Below are 14,910 nucleotides of genomic sequence, written 5' to 3'. Positions count from 1 at the left end.
ACGGCGGGTCAGCTCGCGCAGACCAGGGCCAGCGAGAGCCCCCACGCCTCGGCGTATCCGTCGGCGTCCTCGTGGGCCCAGGCGTTCGCCGTGCCAGCCGTGCCGTTCAGCCCGGTGAGCAGGGTCTGGGTCCGGTCGTCCTCGTGGATGCTGGAGACCTCGATGCCGGCGCCCACGCTGAGCAGCTTGCCGAGGGTGCAGGAGCCGGCGACGTTCCTGAGCGAACCGCTCGTCATCTCCGACGCCGCACGTACCACCTCGTAGCCGGCGGGCTCGTTGGCGCAGATGGCGAACGTCCGGAGGGCTTCCGTGCCGTGCGCCACCGTGCCCTGGTCCACCGTCCGGGCGACGGCCCAGGTGTAGTTGGTTCCCCCGTTCGGCCACAGGGCGTCGCCGAGGGAAACCCGGTCGAGGACGAAGGCGCTGTTCGAGTTGTAGACCTCTGCGCCCGAGCCGAGGACCTTCGTGGTGCCCGGGCAGGCCGCGGTCTTGGACAACCGGTGGTGGTCGTTCCATCCGGTCTTGACCTCCGACACCACCTGGTAGCCGGACGGCCGGTCGGCGCAGAAGGCGAAGTAGGTGAAGCGCCAGTCTCCGGTGTACTTGACCGCGCCGACCTCACGCATCGACACCGTCCAGCTCGTACCGTCGGTGGACGGCGCGGACCTGTCCATCGCCACCCGTCCGGCCGCGTCCGAGGGGCTGGTCAGGTAGCCACCCCCACCGAGGGCGACCTTGCCGGCCGGGCAGGGCACCGTACGGGTTCGGTCCGAGCTGCCGAAGGTCGTCGTCACGGCAACCTTCTCGACCCCGGTCACGACGGGCTTCGCCGGGATCGGATCGAACTCGGCGAAGGCCGGGGCCGCCCAGCCGGCACCCGCCAGCGACGCGGCCAGCACGACGGCTGCCGTAACGGGACCGGTACTGGTGCGGATTCGCATCTGAAGACCTCCTGTCGTTTCGAAGCGCCGACCGGTGTGCACGGCACGCCGGTCAGCTCCGCCGGACGTTCGCCGACGGCTGACATGAGCGTCGGAGACCACGCTTGCCGTCGGCTAGCCGACGGCTTGCCACCCCATCGACCACTTAGGATGGTGATCGTCCGGCCACAGGAGCAGGGATGACAATGAGGTGGTGCGTCCTCGGCCCGGTGGAGGTCTCCGTCGCGGGGCGGGCCCTGCCCATCGACCGGCCGCAGCACCGCGCGCTCCTGGCGATGCTGATGCTCAACGCCGGCCGGCTGGTCTCGCCAGGGCAGCTGATCGAGGCGCTGTGGGCCGCCGACCCGCCGGTGAGCGCGCGGACCCAGGTCCAGGTGTGCGTGTCCCGGATCCGGGCCGCGTTGCGTGCCGCCGACCTCTCCGGGGCACTCGTCACACACAGCGGCGGCTACCGGTTGCTCGTCGACGACGGCGCACTGGATCTGGCCGAGTTCACCGTCCTGCTGCGACAGGCCCGGGCTGCCGAGGCGGCCGGACAGCTGGCGGAGGCAGCGCGGCTGCTGCGCGCCGGCCTGGCCCTGTGGCGCGGGCCGGCGTTGGCCGGGGCGGCGGGAGCGTTCGTCGAGGCCGCCGCCGCGGGCCTGGACGAGCAGCGGCTGCTCGCCCAGGAGCAACTGGCCGCGGTGGAGTTGGCGCTCGGCGGGCACGAGACCGTCGCACGCACCCTGCGTCCGCTCGTCGACGCCCATCCGTTGCGGGAGCGGCTGGTCGCACACTACCTCGTCGCGCTCGCCGGATCCGGGTGCCAGGCGGATGCACTGCGGGTGTACGCCGACACGCGGCGCCGGCTGGTGGAGGGCCTGGGCGTGGAACCGGCCGCCGAACTGGCGGAGACGTACCTGCGGGTGCTGCGCCAGGAGGTGACCGGGCCGGAGTCGGCGCGCGGAGGCGGCGTGCCGGCTGGGGAGCCGGCTGAGCCCGGGGGCCGCTCGGCCGGCCCGCCCGCCGGGTCCACACCCGCCCCGGCTCAACTCCCGGCGGACCTGGCCGGGTTCACCGGCCGGACGGGGGCCCTGCGGGAACTGGACGCCCTGCTGCCGGAAGACGCCGACACCCCGACCGACGCCGGTACGAACCGGACGGTGGTCATCTGCACCATCAGCGGTACCGCCGGGGTCGGGAAGACCACGACGGCCGTGCACTGGGCGCACCGGGTCGCGCACCGCTTCCCGGACGGGCAGTTGTACGTCAACCTGCGTGGTTTCGATCTCGCCGGACGAGCCGTGTCGCCCGGCGAGGCGCTCCGGGGTTTCCTGGAGGCGCTGCACGTGTCCCCGCAGCGCATGCCCAGCGACCCCACCCAGCAGGCGGCCCTGTTCCGGACGACGGTGGCCGGCAGACGGATGCTGGTGCTGCTGGACAACGCCCGGGACGCCGACCAGGTACGACCCCTGCTACCCGGTACGTCGGGCTGCCTGGTGGTGGTGACCAGCCGTAACCAGTTGACGGGGCTGACCGTCACCGACGGCGCCCACCCGGTGTCGCTGGACCTGCTCGCCCCGGACGAGGCGCGGGCGCTGCTGGAGCGCCGACTCGGCCGGGACCGCTGTCAGGCGGAGCCGATGGCGGTCGAGGCGATCGTCGGGCGGTGCGCCCGACTGCCCCTGGCGTTGGCGATCGTGGCGGCCCGGGCCGCCACCGCCCCCGACCTTCCGCTGGGCACGCTCGCCGCCGAACTCGCCGCGACCCGCGCGGGTGACCTGTCGGCGTTCGACGCCGGTGATCCGGCCACCGACGTACGGCTGGTTTTCTCCTGGTCGTATCAGGCGTTGGACGCCGGGTCCGCGCGGCTGTTCCGGCGGCTGGGCCTGCACCCCGGGCCCGATGTCGGGCAGCCCGCGGCGGCGAGCCTGGCGGGGGTGTCGTTGTCCCAGGTCCGTCCGCTGCTGGCAGGGCTGACCCGGGCGAACCTGCTCACCGAGCGTTCCCCGGGCCGGTACGCCACGCACGACCTGCTGCGCGCCTACGCCGCACAACTGTGCGACGAGGTCGACTCGACGGCGGACCGGGAGGCCGCCCGGCACCGCCTGTTCGACCACTATCTGCACACCACCCACGCCGCCGACGAGCTGTTCTATCCCTACCGCCTGGCCTGCCCGGTGACCCTGCCGCCGGCGCGGGCCGGGGTGACCGTGTCGACCGGGTCGGACCACCGCTGGGCGGTCGACTGGTTCACCGGAGAGCACCAGGTGCTGCTGGCCACCGTGGCGCAGGCCGCCACCGAGGGCTTCGACACCCACGTCTGGTCCCTGGCGACGGTACTCACCACGTATCTCGACCGGCGTGGGCACTGGGACGACCTGCGCGCGGTCCAGCAGACGGCGCTGGCGGCGGCACGGCGCGCGGCCGACCTGTTCGGGCAGGCCCAGGCACATCACGGCCTCGCCATCGCCTACACCTGGTTGGAGCGGCACTCCGACGCCCACCGGCACTACCGGGACACGTTGGCGTTGTACCGGCGGCTGGGCGACGACGCGGGTCAGGCGCACGCTCACCTGGGCATCAGTTGGGTGCTGGCCCGTCAGGGCCGGCACGACGCCGCGCTCGACCCGACCCGGCAGGCACTCGACCTGTACCGCAGTGCCGGGCATCTACCCGGCCAGGCGAAGGCGTTGAACAATCTCGGCTGGTCGTACGCCCAGCGGGGTGACCACGAGGCGGCGCTGCCGCACCTCCGGGAAGCCCTGCGGCTCAATGAGGAGACCGACGACCGACGCGGCGCTGCCATGATCTGGGACAGCCTGGGTTTCGCCCAGCACGGGCGGGGCGAGCACCTGCGGGCGCTCGACTGTTACCACCGCGCGCTGCGCCTGCACCGGGAACTCGGCGACCGGTACGACGAAGCCGATGTGCTGGACAAGCTCGGCGACACCCATCAGGCGGCCGGTGACCTGGCCGCGGCCCGCACCGCGTGGCGCGACGCGGCGGCGATCTTCGACGAACTGGACCTCCCCGACGCCGAGCGACCCCGTGACAAGCTGGCCGGCATCGCCGACGGCTGAACATGTGGGGCCGACGGCGCTACCGAGCGGGATGGCGCCGACCACGCTGGACTTGACCCCCCGCCTGCGCCTTCCGCTAGTGGGCGCGGGGGAGCGTGATGGTGAATGTCGTCCCGACGCCGACCTCACTCGCGACCGTGACGGTGCCCTGGTGGTCGGTGACGATCTGCCGGGCGATGGCGAGGCCGAGACCACTGCCTCCGGTACGGCGGCCCCGTGCGGCGTCGGCCCGCCAGAACCGGTCGAACACATGCGGCAGCGCGTCCGCTGCGATTCCCGAGCCGGTGTCGACGACCTGGACGATCGCCTGCCTTTCGGTGCGGCTCGCGACCAGCCGGACGCTGCCGCCCGCAGCGGTCGCCCGTAGTGCGTTGGTGACGAGATTGCCCACCACCTGGCGGAGCCGGTCGGGATCGGCGTGTACCGCGACCGGCTCGGCCGCCACGCGCAACGACACCCCGGCTGACTCCGCCCGGGCGTGGTGGGCGGTGCCGCACGTCTCCAGGAGTTCGGCCAGATCCACCGTGACCCGGTGGTACGCCAGGTTGCCGGCCTCAGCCAGGGCCAGGTCCTGCAGGTCGTCGACGATGCGCTGCTGCAGCACCGCCTCTTCGAGCAGCGAGGCGTAGAGCTCCTGGTCCGGCGTGACCACGCCGTCGGAGAGCGCCTCGAGATAGCCGCGCAGGTTGGCCAGCGGGGTGCGCAGTTCGTGTGCGACGTCGGCGACCAACCGGCGTTGCCGCTCCTCCCCGCGCTGCAGGGAGTCGGCCATCCGGTTGAACGACCGGGCCAACTCCGCCAGCTCGTCGTTGCCCCGCACCGGCACCCGTCCGGTGAGGTCGCCCCGGCCGAGCCGATGAGCGGCCGCGGTGAGCGTGTCGATGGGGCGCAGCACCCGCCGGCTCAGCAGCACGGTGCCGATGATCGCGACCGCCGCCACGCCCGCTGCCGCGGCGAGCAGCGGACCGGCCGCCAGCGCGGACGCCGGATCGCCACGAGCGCCGAGGTAGACCCGGGCGGGTACCGGCGCGACGTCGCTGATCTGGTTGGTGAAGACCTGGGCCAGGCAGGAATCCAGTGGCTCCACCGCCATCAGGGCGCCACAGCCCCGCACCCGTTCGGCGCCGGCCGCCCGGTCCCGGTTCGGCCGGGCCGCGATGTCGCGACAGGTGCGGACGATCTCGTCGACGCCCTGGCGACCGCGTACGTCGGTCGTGCTCGGTTCTGCGTCGAACTGCGGAACTCCCGTGCTGGTAGGTGAGGCGACGACAGGAACGGATTCCCGGGTCAGGCAGGCCGCGAACAGCACGCCCGTGCGGTAGGAGGCGATCGCCCCGACCACGCCTTTCTCCCGGCCCGCCGGCTCCGTCGGCAACGCGGCCAGATTCAGCACCGGCCGCGGGTCGACGAACCCGACCATCGTGCCGAGCGGCCGGGCGGTGCGATTCTCCTGGGTGTCCGTGTCCACGATCACCTGGCCCGTATCGGCGACCAGGTGGATCCGCTGACCGGTCTCGGCGCGCAGGTCCTGCACCAGGCCGGGCACGCCCTCCCAGGTGCCGTGCCGGCTGCCGTACGCCTTGAGTCGGGCGACGACCTGGTCGAGCTGCGCCCGGTCGACGGTGGCCGACTCGTTGATCTGTTGCGAGGCCTGCCGCAGGGTCAGCCACGCGGTCGCTGCGGTCGCGCTCACCGCGACGAGGATGACCAGCCAGAGCACCCGTAGCCGAAAACTCACCGGCCGGCTCCGGGCGTCCCCTCGGGCGTCGGCGTCGCCGCCGGTTCCGGCGCCGGTTCGGCGAGCCGGTAGCCGCGGCCGTAGACGGTCTGCACGTACCGTGGCTCGGCAACGTCGGCCTCGATCTTGCGGCGGAGGTTCATCACGTGCGCGTCGACGGTGCGTTCGAGCACGAAATGATCGAATCCGAAGGCACGGTCGATGATCTGCGCCCGGGTGAACACCCGCCCGGGCTCGCCGGCGAGCACCTCGAGGATGCCGAACTCCTTGGCCGTCAGGGCGACCGGCCGGCCGCCGACGCGTACCTCGAACCGGCCGGCGTCCACCTCGATCTCGCCGACGCGCAGCACCGCCCGGTTGTCGGCGCTCACCACCCGGGCCCGGCGCAGCAGCGCCCGTACCCGGGCGGCCAGTTCCCGCGGGCTGTACGGCTTGGTGAGGTAGTCGTCGGCACCGAGATCGAGGCCCAGCAGGACGTCGTCCTCGGTGGTGCGGGCGGTCAGCAGCAGGATCGGAATCTCCGACTCGGCGCGCAGGATCCGGCACACGTCGAGGCCGTCGACGACCGGCATCATCACGTCGAGGACCACCAGGTCCGGCCGGCGGGACCGACACTGGTCCAGCGCGGCCCGCCCGTCGCCGACCAGCAGCACGCTGTGCCCCTCGCGTTCGAGATAGACCCGTACCAGGTGGGCCTGCTTGGGGTCGTCCTCGGCGACCAGGATCCGCGCGCTCATGTTTCCCCGTTCCGGCTAGTGGTGGCGGGGGTCAAGTAAAGCCGAAACCTGTGAAGAACTGATGCGGACGGCTCCGGAGAGCGGCGAGCGGGATGTCCGCACAGCTGGCCCACGGCTTCTTCAAGGGTTCTTCACCACAGGCTGCCTACCGTGCCGGTCATGTCAGTCAGGAGCCGGACATGATCCTGGAACCAGCACACCCGGGCCGCCGCGGGGAGCGACAGCGGCGGGCGGTCCGGCGGCGGATCCGGGAGACGCTCGCGGTGCGTCGGGCCGCCGCTGTCGGCGGGCACGGGGCCGCCGAACCGCCGGACGAACCGCCCGTCGATCCCAGGGCTGCCGGGTGACGCCGGGTACGCGCGGTCGGGGCGCGGTGACCGGTGTGATCAGTGGGGGTGCCGAGCTGGCCGAGGCCGTGATAGATCTCGCGGCGATCGCGCAGAACATTCGGACGATCGCAGCGATCGCACGGACCGGGTTGATGGCCGTGGTGAAGGCCGACGCGTTCGGGCACGGCGCGGTGCCGGTGGCGCGGGCGGCGTTGGGGGCCGGCGCCGACTGGCTGGGCGTGACCTCGGCGACGGAGGCGGTGGCACTGCGATCGGCGGGCATCGACGCGCCCGTCCTGAGCTGGCTGCACCGGCCGGACGAGGACTTCGCCCGCCTGATCGCCGCGGACGTCGACATCGCGGTGTCGACCCTGACCCATCTGCGCGCGGTCGCCGACGCGGCCGCGGGTCTCGGTGTGCCCGCCGCGGTCCAGCTCAAGGCGGACGTCGGTCTGTCCCGCAACGGTGCCAGCGGCGACGAATGGCCCGAGCTGGTCGCCTGGGCTCGCAAGCACGAGGCGGAGGGCAGCATCCGGGTACACGGGGTGTGGTCCCACCTGACCAACGCCGACGTGCCTGGCTGCCCGAGCATCGCGCGGCAGCTGTCAACGTTCCGGGAGGCACTGCGGATCGTCCGAGCTGCCGGGCTTGATCCGGACGTGGTGCACCTGGCGAATTCGGCGGCGGCACTGGCCGCCCCGGAGACCCGGTTCGATCTCTGTCGGATCGGCCTGGCCATGTACGGCATCGACCCCTTTGGCGCGGCCGGTCCCCGCCGGTTCGGCCTGCGACCCGCCATGACCCTGCGGTCGAGGGTGATCAACCTGAAACGCGTGCCCGCCGGGACCGGCGTCTCGTACGGGCCCGACCACGTGACCGATCGGCCGACCACGCTCGCTCTGCTGCCGCTCGGGTACGCCGATGGCCTGTCGCGCACCGCCGAGGGCCGCGCGTGGGTCTGGCTCGCCGGTCGACGATGCCCGATCGTCGGCCGTATCGCCATGGATCAGTGCGTCGTCGATGTCGGCGAGCTACCGGTGGCGCTCGGCGATCCCGTGGTCGTCTTCGGCCCCGGCGCCGAGCCCGGCTCGCCCGACCCGGCCGAGCCGACGGCCGCCGAGTGGGCGCGGTGGGCCGGCACCATCCCGCACGAAGTCCTGACCGGAATCGGCGCGCGAGTGGCGCGCGCACACCTACACGGGGAAGCGGCAACATCGTGACTGTTCGTTTGGCGGTGCTGTTCGGTGGGCGCAGCGGGGAGCACGACGTCTCCCGGCGCTCGGCGGAAAGCATCCTGGCCCATCTCGACCGTGACACGTACGACGTGACCGAGGTGCTGATCGAGCGGGACGGCCAGTGGCGGGTGAACGGCGACCGGGCCACGTTCGCGCAGGCGCTGCGGACCCTCGGCGACCAGGACGTGGTGTTCCCGGCGCTGCACGGCCCGTACGGTGAGGACGGCACCGTCCAGTCGATGCTGGAGTGGCTCGGCGTCGCGTTCGTCGGAAACGGTGTCTTCGCCAGCGCCGCCGGGATGGACAAGTCGGTCACGAAGAAACTCCTCGCCGCCGACGGCCTGCGCGTGGCCGCCGGGGTGACGCTGCGCCCCGACGAGGAGCTGTCGTCGCGGGACCAGGAGCGGCTGGGACTGCCTGTCTTCGTCAAACCGGCCCGGGCCGGCTCCAGCCTGGGCGTCTCCAGGGTCGAACAATGGGCGCAACTGCCCGCCGCCCTGCGGCTCGCGCGTCAGAGCGACGCGAAGGTTCTCGTCGAACGCGCCGTGCGTGGGCGCGAGATCGACGTCGGCGTCCTTCAGCACCCCGACGGTCGCGTCGAGGCCGGGCCGCCGCTGGAGATACGGGTGGCGAACGCCTCCTTCTTCGACTACGACGCCAAGTACGACGGCGGTGCCGTCTTCCACATTCCGGCCCGGCTCGACCCCGGCACCACCCGACTGCTGCAGGACCGGGCCGTGCAGGCGTTCCACGCGCTCGGATGCCGTGGGCTGCTCCGCGTCGACTTCTTCCTCCCGGATCCGCACGCCGACCACGGCACAGGGTGGACCGGAGACGACCGGGAGCCGGTGATCAACGAGGTCAACACCTTCCCCGGATTCACCGCCGCCTCCCAGTACCCGCAGATCTGGCAGCGGGCCGGCGTCGGCTACTCGGCACTGCTCGACATCCTCATCCAGGGCGCACCGCACCGACGCGACACCGCCTTCCCATGCCCGAGTCCCTGCTGATGGCCGTCTACGTCGCGGAACATCTCCGCAGCATCCGCGTCATCGTCACCGGCGGGGGAACGGGCGGGCACACCTATCCGGCGCTGACCACGATCCGTACGCTCCGTGACCGGCTGGCGGCAGCCGGCACCGAACCGGACGTCCGCTGGGTGGGCGTCGCCCACGGACTGGAGGCCAGAATCGCCCGGCAGGAGGGCATTCCCTTCCTGGCGATCACCACCGGCAAACTGCGCCGCTCGCCGAACCTGCACGAGTGGGGCCGCAACCTCGCCGACGCCTTCCGCGTGCCGCTTGGCATTGTCCAGGCCGTCATGATCGTGGTGCGCACCCGGCCCGAGGTGGTCTTCTCCACCGGCGGATACGTCTCCGTCCCGATCGGGATCGCCGCCTGGACGACCCGCCGCCCGCTGGTCATGCACGAGCAGGTCCTCACGCTCGGGCTGGCGAACCGGATCCTCGCCCGCCTCGCTGATCGAGTCCTGCTGAGCCACGAATCGTCCGTCGACCATCTGCCTGCCCGGGCGAGAACCCGCGCGGTGGTCACCGGCAACCCGATCCGGCCCGAGATCCTCACGGGTAACCGCAACCGGGCGCTCGCCGCACACCACCTGGACCCCCGCCTGCCGTTGGTGTACGTCACCGGCGGCGCCCAGGGCGCCGTCCAGGTCAACAACCTGATCGCCGACATCCTCCCCGGACTCCTGCGGAAATGTCAGGTGCTCCACCAGTGCGGCGACTACTCCCTGGACCGGATGCGGCAGGTCGCGGCCACCCTCCCGGAACACCTGCGCAGCAGGTACCGGGTCGTCGACTACGTCCACGGCGAGCTGCCGGACGTCCTGAGCGCCGCGGACATCGTCGTCGCGCGCAGCGGCGCCGGCACCGTCGCCGAACTCACCGCCCTGGGCAAGGCATGCGTCCTCATCCCGCTCATCCCCACCGGCGGCGACGAACAGCAACGGACCGCACGACATCTCGCCGACGCCGGTGCCTCCCGCATGCTCGCCGGCCCCGACGCCTCCGCCAACCGCCTCTACGAGGAGATCATGGTGCTGCTCGACCACCCGGAACGACGCCAGGAACTGGCCACCGCCGCCCGTCGACACGGCCGCCCCCACGCGGCCGCAGCCGTGGCCAGCGCAATCATCGACGCCGCCAGCCGGTGCCGGTCATGATCCTGCTGTCTGATCGGCGGATCTCGGCCATCCCGCTGGGCGACAACGGGGAAGCCCTGGTCGACGTGCGCCAGGTTGCGGACCTTCGGGTTGACGATCGCCTGGCCGACGAGGCCGGGGCCTACGCGCACCTTCGTGAGGCAACGGTCCAGCGCCTGCTCGCCGCCCAGCGGACCCTGCCCCGAGGACTGCGACTGCTGATCATCGAGGGGTACCGGCCGCTCAGCCTGCAGACGACCTACTTCGAGAGCTACAAGGACGAACTGCGCCGCAGGTACCCGGAGTGGGATTCGGCGCGCCGGCACGTGGAGGCCAGCAAGTACATCTCGCCGCCCGAGGTGGCTCCGCACAGCACCGGCGGGACGGTCGACCTCACCCTCTGCACGGCCGACGGGATCGAACTGGACCTGGGCACGATCGTCAACGCCAGCCCGGTGGACAGCGCCAACGCCTGCTTCACCGGAGCACCCCACATCTCCCCGCAGGCCCGCACCAACCGCGACATCCTCGCCCGGGCGCTCTCGTCCGCCGGCATGGTCAACTACCCGACCGAATGGTGGCACTGGTCGTTCGGCGACCGCTACTGGGCGCTGACCACCGGGGCCACCCGGACCCGGTACGGGCCGGTGGACCTTTCGTGACGCGGCTGTACGAGATCGACCTGTTGCTTCTGGTCGTCCACGGCGACCGGGGAGCCTGTCATCACGAACGCCCGGTCGGGAGGTTGTCCATGAAGGAGCTGACGGAGAACACGGCTTGGCCGGGTCCGGCCGGCCCGTATCCGGGCGGGCTGGAGAGGCCGTTGCTCTCCATGGTCGCGCGGTAGACCTCCAGCAGCCGGACGTGGTACTCCAGCGGCGCCCCCTCCGGATTGGTGCGGCCGAGCGGCGTGGTCGGCTCGGGGCACCAGGTGGTGAAGCGCGGGGTGATGCCGCGCGACATGAAGTACTGGAGGCCCTCGGCGGTGGACGCGATGGCCTCGTCCACGGTCGTGAAGCCGTGCGGGGCGGCCATCTCGACGCCGGCCACGAAGTTCGGGATCACGTTGCGCGGCCCGAAGATTTCGGCCGAGTCGAGAATGCGGCGGTGCCACTCCTCGCGGCCGACGTAGCGCTCCTTGCCGGGGCAGTAGAGCTCGAACAGGCGCTTGTCCCACACCTCGTAGTTGGGGTGGTAGATCTGAATGCCATAGTCCTTGAACCGCTGCACGTCGGTGCGGGGCAGGGCCTGCGCGACCACCTTGCCGAGCCAGCGCCCCGGGAACCGTTCCTCGATCGCCTGGGCGTACCGGCCGTAGAAGTCGGCCTCAGCGCGCCCGTCGACCTTGGACGTGATGCTGCCGCCGGTAAGCGTGTACGCCTGGGACGCACGCTCGGTGTCGTACCTGTCGATGATCTCCAGGGCCTCGAGGACTTCGTCGACGGGTTTGACCCCGGTGTACGGGCGCCCGGCCGCCTTGTGCTGCCGCCAGTTGTGGTTGATGTCGCAGTACTGGCACTCCTCCTTCGCGCCGAAGTACTGGCAGACCCGGAAGACGGTCAGGTAGATGAGGTAGCCCCACTGGATCGTCGGTGCCACCTCCATCACCGATTTCCCGTTGGCCAGCGTCCGCTGGTAGTACGCCGGCATCGGCGGCAGCCCGACGTCGGCGATCGGCTTGCCGTCCAGGAACAGTCGAGTCCGTCCGTCGTCGCCGGTCCTGACGCGGTACGGCGAGGCAGGATTGGTGCGGACCGACACGATCGTCCGCCGCAGCCCGTACGGCCCGCCGGTGAGCACGATCTCCTCGGGCGGCCGGCGCAGCGCGGCCGTGCCCAGCTCCGGCAGGGTCCGGTGGTCGAAGGAGAAGATGAAGTACGACTTCGGTTTGACGTCGCCGGTTTCGTTGTCCGTCAGCGCCGAGTCGTCGAAGGCGAGCCCGCCGCGCAGCAGGTCCTCCTTGATGACCGCCTCGTGCGGTACCTGTGGGAAACAGCTCATCACATTCTCGACGAGATCGGTGCGAGACGGCATACACCCCTCCTGGACGGGTTGTGCGGACCGGGTGGCAGGGCGCCACCCGACCACCGACGTGTCAGCTCTGCTTGGTCTCCCAGAAGATCTTCGCGATCTCCTCGATCTTGGCGAGGAGTTGCTCGGCGACGGCCGGGTCGGCGGAGCCCTTCGTGCCGCTGGCACCGGCCAGCTTGGTGGCCTCGTTGAACAGGCCGTGCAGCTGCGGGTACTTCTCGAAGTGTGACGCCTTGAAGTAGTCGGTCCACAGCACCCAGAGGTGGTGCTTGACCAGTTCGGCGCGCTGCTCCTTGATGATCAGCGAACGGGCGCGGAACTCCGGGTCGGTGTTGTCCTGGTACTTCTTGCTGATCGCGAGGAGCGACTCGGCCTCGATGCGGGCCTGGGCCGGGTCGTAGACCCCGCAGGGCAGGTCGCAGTGGGCGCTCGCGGTGGTCCGCGGGCGCAGCAGAGATGACAGCTTCATCAGATTCCCTCCGGCAACAACGGTGTAGTGACGAAATCCCTGGCGTGACTGGACGAGCGGACCGTCATCGGCCCGAGGAACACGTGAGCGCAGCAGCCGCGACGAGCGTCGCGGCGCCGACGGGCACCCGGTGCATCGGTACGCCGCGTAGGGCACCCGGAGCACCCGGCAGGATCGGTTCCCCGGCCGGCAGGCTGCTCCATCCATGCTCCGGGGCACCCCTCATCAGCTCCCCGACGCCGATTCCTTGATCCACAACAACGACGCTAGACGTTCAACCCGACTTCAGGTCAAGCCGGGGATGTCCTGCTCACACTTCTCGTCGAGGCGTACCGGTCCCTGGCCCTGATGGCGGAGCCGATCCCCGGGATTGCGCATCCCACATGACCGCATGGAGAGGCAGCCGCACCCGATGCAGCCGGTGAGCTGGCGCTCGAGGTTCCCGATGTAGCGCCGCCGGGCTTCCAGCTCGCCTTTCCACATGCGCGACACGCGGTGCCAGTCGTGCTGGCTTGGCGGTTGGCCGGCCGGCAGCGTGGCGAAGAGTGCGGCGACGTCGGCGAGCGGGACGCCGAGCCGTCTGGCGGCGAGGACAAGAGAGATACGGCGCAACATGTGGCGCCGGTAGAGGCGCTGATTGCCAGGGCTGCGCTCGGCGGCGATCAGCCCCTTGTCCTCGTAGAACCGTAGTGCGGAGGCGGGCAACCCGGTACGAGCAGTGACCTCGCCGACGGTGAGCAGATCATCCGGGCCCGCAGGCTGCTCTGGTGGCACCCGGAGACCGTAAAACTTGAACCCTGGTTGAGTTCAAGCGGTTGAGGTGAAGTGCGGTTGAGGTTCTAGCGTTCACGCCGTGACTTACGTGATCGCGTTGCCCCGCGTGGATCTGACGGACAAGGCGCGCGTCGACGAATGCCCCGTCGACTGCAACGACGAGGGCGCTCGGATGCTGTCCATCCATGCGTTCGTGGTCGCGCCGCCGCCGCGGGAGACGGAGTGACGACCGAGTTGTCCGTGGCGATCGTCGGCGCCGGCCCGGCCGGTGTCCACGCCGCCGGTGCCTTGAGCGAGCTCGCACCCGGGACGCGGATCGACATCTTCGAGCGGCTGCCCGCCCCGTACGGCCTGGTCCGGCACGGCATCGCCCCGGACCATCCCGCCCGGGTCGAGCAGCTCACCAGCGAGCTCCGTGCCGTGCTCGCCGGCAGCGGCGCCCAGCTCTTCTGCGGTGTCGAGATCGGCACCGACGTCACGGTGCGCGACCTGCGCGACCGCTACGACGCGGTCGTCATCGCCACCGGCGCCCGGCGGGACGTCCCCGTCGAGTTGCCCGGCCTCGATCTGCCCGGCTCCTTCGGGGCGGCGGACTTCGTCGCCTGGTACGGCGGCCACCCCGACGCGGCACCGGCGTGGGCGCTGCGAGCGGAGTCCGTCGCCGTGATCGGCGCCGGCAACGTCGCCCTCGACGTGACCCGGATGCTGAGCAAGCCCGCGTACGCCCTCGCCGGCACCGGCATCCCGTTGCACGTGTTGAACGAGTTCGCCGCCAGCCCGGTCCGCGACATCCATCTGTTCGCGCGCCGCGGCCCGGCCGACACCCGCTTCAGCCCTACGGAGCTGAGCGAGCTCGGTGACCAGGACGACGTCGATGTCATCGTTGACCCTGCGGACCTGGTCCCCGATCCGCACATGGAGCGCATGACCCGGCAATTCGCGCCCACCCGGAAGGTCGTCGACATCCTGCGAGCCTGGTCGCGGATCCCCGCTGCCGCACGGACCGCGTCACGGCGCGTCCACCTGCACTTCTACCGGATCCCCGCAGCCGTTCTCGGCGTCGACCGGGTGCAAGGGCTGCGCACCGAACGCGCTGTTCCCGACGGCTACGGGCACATCACCGGTTCCGGTGACTACGAGGACCACAAGGTCGAGGCCGTCTACCGCGCCATCGGCTACGCCGCGTCACCCCTGGCAGGGGTGCCCTTCGACTCCGATACCCGCACTGTTCCGCATCGCGCCGGGGCGGTGCTCGGCGAGCCGGGACTCTACGTCGCCGGCTGGGCCAAACGCGGCTGCATCGGCCTCGGGGGGGGCCCACCCGCCCCCCCCCAACCAAAGGCCAGAAACCGTCTTGGGGGAAAAGTAAGCACCGGAGGTACCCCACCAACCCAAACCCCCCCGGGGGCCCGCGCCCCCGGGGGGACGCC

Annotated in this window: 12 protein-coding genes and 1 pseudogene; 7 read left to right on the top strand and 6 right to left on the bottom strand. The window is 71.3% G+C overall.

Annotated features, from left to right (window positions below; all coding sequences use genetic code 11):
• Nucleotides 1-8: 8 nt before the first annotated feature.
• Nucleotides 9-941 (bottom strand): hypothetical protein, encoded by a 933-nt coding sequence (locus AB0L34_RS19760; RefSeq protein ID WP_363705790.1) that lies wholly within the window; start codon nucleotides 939-941, stop codon nucleotides 9-11.
• 179 nt (nucleotides 942-1,120) lie between these two features.
• On the opposite strand from AB0L34_RS19760, the gene AB0L34_RS19755 reads away from it, so the two are divergent.
• Entirely contained in the window at nucleotides 1,121-4,003 is a 2,883-nt protein-coding gene (locus AB0L34_RS19755; protein ID WP_363705789.1) for a BTAD domain-containing putative transcriptional regulator, read from the top strand.
• Between the two features lie 76 nt (nucleotides 4,004-4,079).
• Here AB0L34_RS19755 and AB0L34_RS19750 read toward each other — a convergent pair whose 3' ends face one another.
• Both AB0L34_RS19750 and AB0L34_RS19745 read right to left on the bottom strand, forming a co-directional pair.
• Nucleotides 4,080-5,741 carry an ATP-binding protein gene (locus AB0L34_RS19750; protein ID WP_363705788.1) on the bottom strand — a complete coding sequence of 554 codons (1,662 nt, stop codon included), beginning with the start codon at nucleotides 5,739-5,741 and terminating at the stop codon, nucleotides 4,080-4,082.
• Nucleotides 5,738-6,478: a response regulator transcription factor gene (locus tag AB0L34_RS19745; RefSeq protein ID WP_363705787.1), complete on the bottom strand. Its 741-nt coding sequence runs from the start codon at nucleotides 6,476-6,478 to the stop codon at nucleotides 5,738-5,740. Before AB0L34_RS19745 ends, AB0L34_RS19750 begins: the two co-directional genes overlap by 4 nt.
• A gap of 385 nt (nucleotides 6,479-6,863) precedes the next feature.
• Here AB0L34_RS19745 and alr point away from each other — a divergent pair, with 385 nt between their 5' ends.
• The 4 genes from alr to AB0L34_RS19725 are packed head-to-tail and all read left to right on the top strand — an operon-like array spanning nucleotide 6,864 to nucleotide 10,868.
• Entirely contained in the window at nucleotides 6,864-8,027 is a 1,164-nt protein-coding gene (gene alr, locus AB0L34_RS19740; RefSeq protein WP_363705792.1) for an alanine racemase, read from the top strand.
• The gene (locus AB0L34_RS19735) at nucleotides 8,024-9,052 is read left to right on the top strand and encodes a D-alanine--D-alanine ligase family protein (protein WP_363705786.1); all 1,029 of its coding nucleotides are present in this window, start codon (nucleotides 8,024-8,026) and stop codon (nucleotides 9,050-9,052) included. Before alr ends, AB0L34_RS19735 begins: the two co-directional genes overlap by 4 nt.
• Nucleotides 9,052-10,227, top strand: a complete 1,176-nt coding sequence (locus AB0L34_RS19730) for a UDP-N-acetylglucosamine--N-acetylmuramyl-(pentapeptide) pyrophosphoryl-undecaprenol N-acetylglucosamine transferase (protein ID WP_363705791.1) — start codon at nucleotides 9,052-9,054, stop codon at nucleotides 10,225-10,227. Before AB0L34_RS19735 ends, AB0L34_RS19730 begins: the two co-directional genes overlap by 1 nt.
• Complete coding sequence (locus AB0L34_RS19725) at nucleotides 10,224-10,868, top strand: M15 family metallopeptidase (protein WP_363705785.1); 645 nt, start codon at nucleotides 10,224-10,226, stop codon at nucleotides 10,866-10,868. Before AB0L34_RS19730 ends, AB0L34_RS19725 begins: the two co-directional genes overlap by 4 nt.
• Before the next feature lie 61 nt (nucleotides 10,869-10,929).
• Here the strand turns inward: AB0L34_RS19725 and AB0L34_RS19720 are convergent, their stop codons facing one another.
• From AB0L34_RS19720 to soxR, 3 genes are all read right to left on the bottom strand, one after another.
• On the bottom strand, nucleotides 10,930-12,240 hold the full coding sequence (locus AB0L34_RS19720) for a radical SAM protein (protein ID WP_363705784.1): 1,311 nt from the start codon (nucleotides 12,238-12,240) through the stop codon (nucleotides 10,930-10,932).
• A gap of 61 nt (nucleotides 12,241-12,301) precedes the next feature.
• Entirely contained in the window at nucleotides 12,302-12,706 is a 405-nt protein-coding gene (sodN, locus tag AB0L34_RS19715) for a superoxide dismutase, Ni (protein ID WP_363705783.1), read from the bottom strand.
• Nucleotides 12,707-12,991: 285 nt separating this feature from the next.
• Nucleotides 12,992-13,480 (bottom strand): redox-sensitive transcriptional activator SoxR, encoded by a 489-nt coding sequence (gene soxR, locus AB0L34_RS19710; protein ID WP_357454471.1) that lies wholly within the window; start codon nucleotides 13,478-13,480, stop codon nucleotides 12,992-12,994.
• A 79-nt stretch (nucleotides 13,481-13,559) separates the two neighbouring features.
• Here soxR and AB0L34_RS19705 point away from each other — a divergent pair.
• Together AB0L34_RS19705 and AB0L34_RS19700 are read left to right on the top strand one after the other, a co-directional pair.
• Nucleotides 13,560-13,667: pseudogene (locus AB0L34_RS19705) on the top strand (ferredoxin); the annotation flags it as partial.
• A gap of 35 nt (nucleotides 13,668-13,702) precedes the next feature.
• A partial coding sequence (locus AB0L34_RS19700; protein ID WP_363705782.1) for an FAD-dependent oxidoreductase occupies nucleotides 13,703-14,910 on the top strand: 1,208 nt, incomplete at its 3' end.

This window comes from Micromonospora sp. NPDC052213 (assembly GCF_040679695.1).
In the GTDB taxonomy this organism is placed as follows: Bacteria; Actinomycetota; Actinomycetes; order Mycobacteriales; family Micromonosporaceae; genus Micromonospora.
The sequence above is the reverse complement of the archived record's forward strand: the minus strand, read 5'-3'. Positions and strand labels throughout refer to the sequence as shown.

Excerpts from the sequence above, each read along its gene's own strand:
- AB0L34_RS19760 (WP_363705790.1), bottom strand. The coding sequence starts at position 941 with ATGCGAATCCGCACCAGTACCGGTCCCGTTACGGCAGCCGTCGTGCTG.
- AB0L34_RS19755 (WP_363705789.1), top strand. The coding sequence starts at position 1,121 with ATGACAATGAGGTGGTGCGTCCTCGGCCCGGTGGAGGTCTCCGTCGCG.
- AB0L34_RS19745 (WP_363705787.1), bottom strand. The coding sequence starts at position 6,478 with ATGAGCGCGCGGATCCTGGTCGCCGAGGACGACCCCAAGCAGGCCCAC.
- AB0L34_RS19730 (WP_363705791.1), top strand. The coding sequence starts at position 9,052 with ATGGCCGTCTACGTCGCGGAACATCTCCGCAGCATCCGCGTCATCGTC.
- AB0L34_RS19725 (WP_363705785.1), top strand. The coding sequence starts at position 10,224 with ATGATCCTGCTGTCTGATCGGCGGATCTCGGCCATCCCGCTGGGCGAC.
- AB0L34_RS19720 (WP_363705784.1), bottom strand. The coding sequence starts at position 12,240 with ATGCCGTCTCGCACCGATCTCGTCGAGAATGTGATGAGCTGTTTCCCA.
- sodN (WP_363705783.1), bottom strand. The coding sequence starts at position 12,706 with ATGAAGCTGTCATCTCTGCTGCGCCCGCGGACCACCGCGAGCGCCCAC.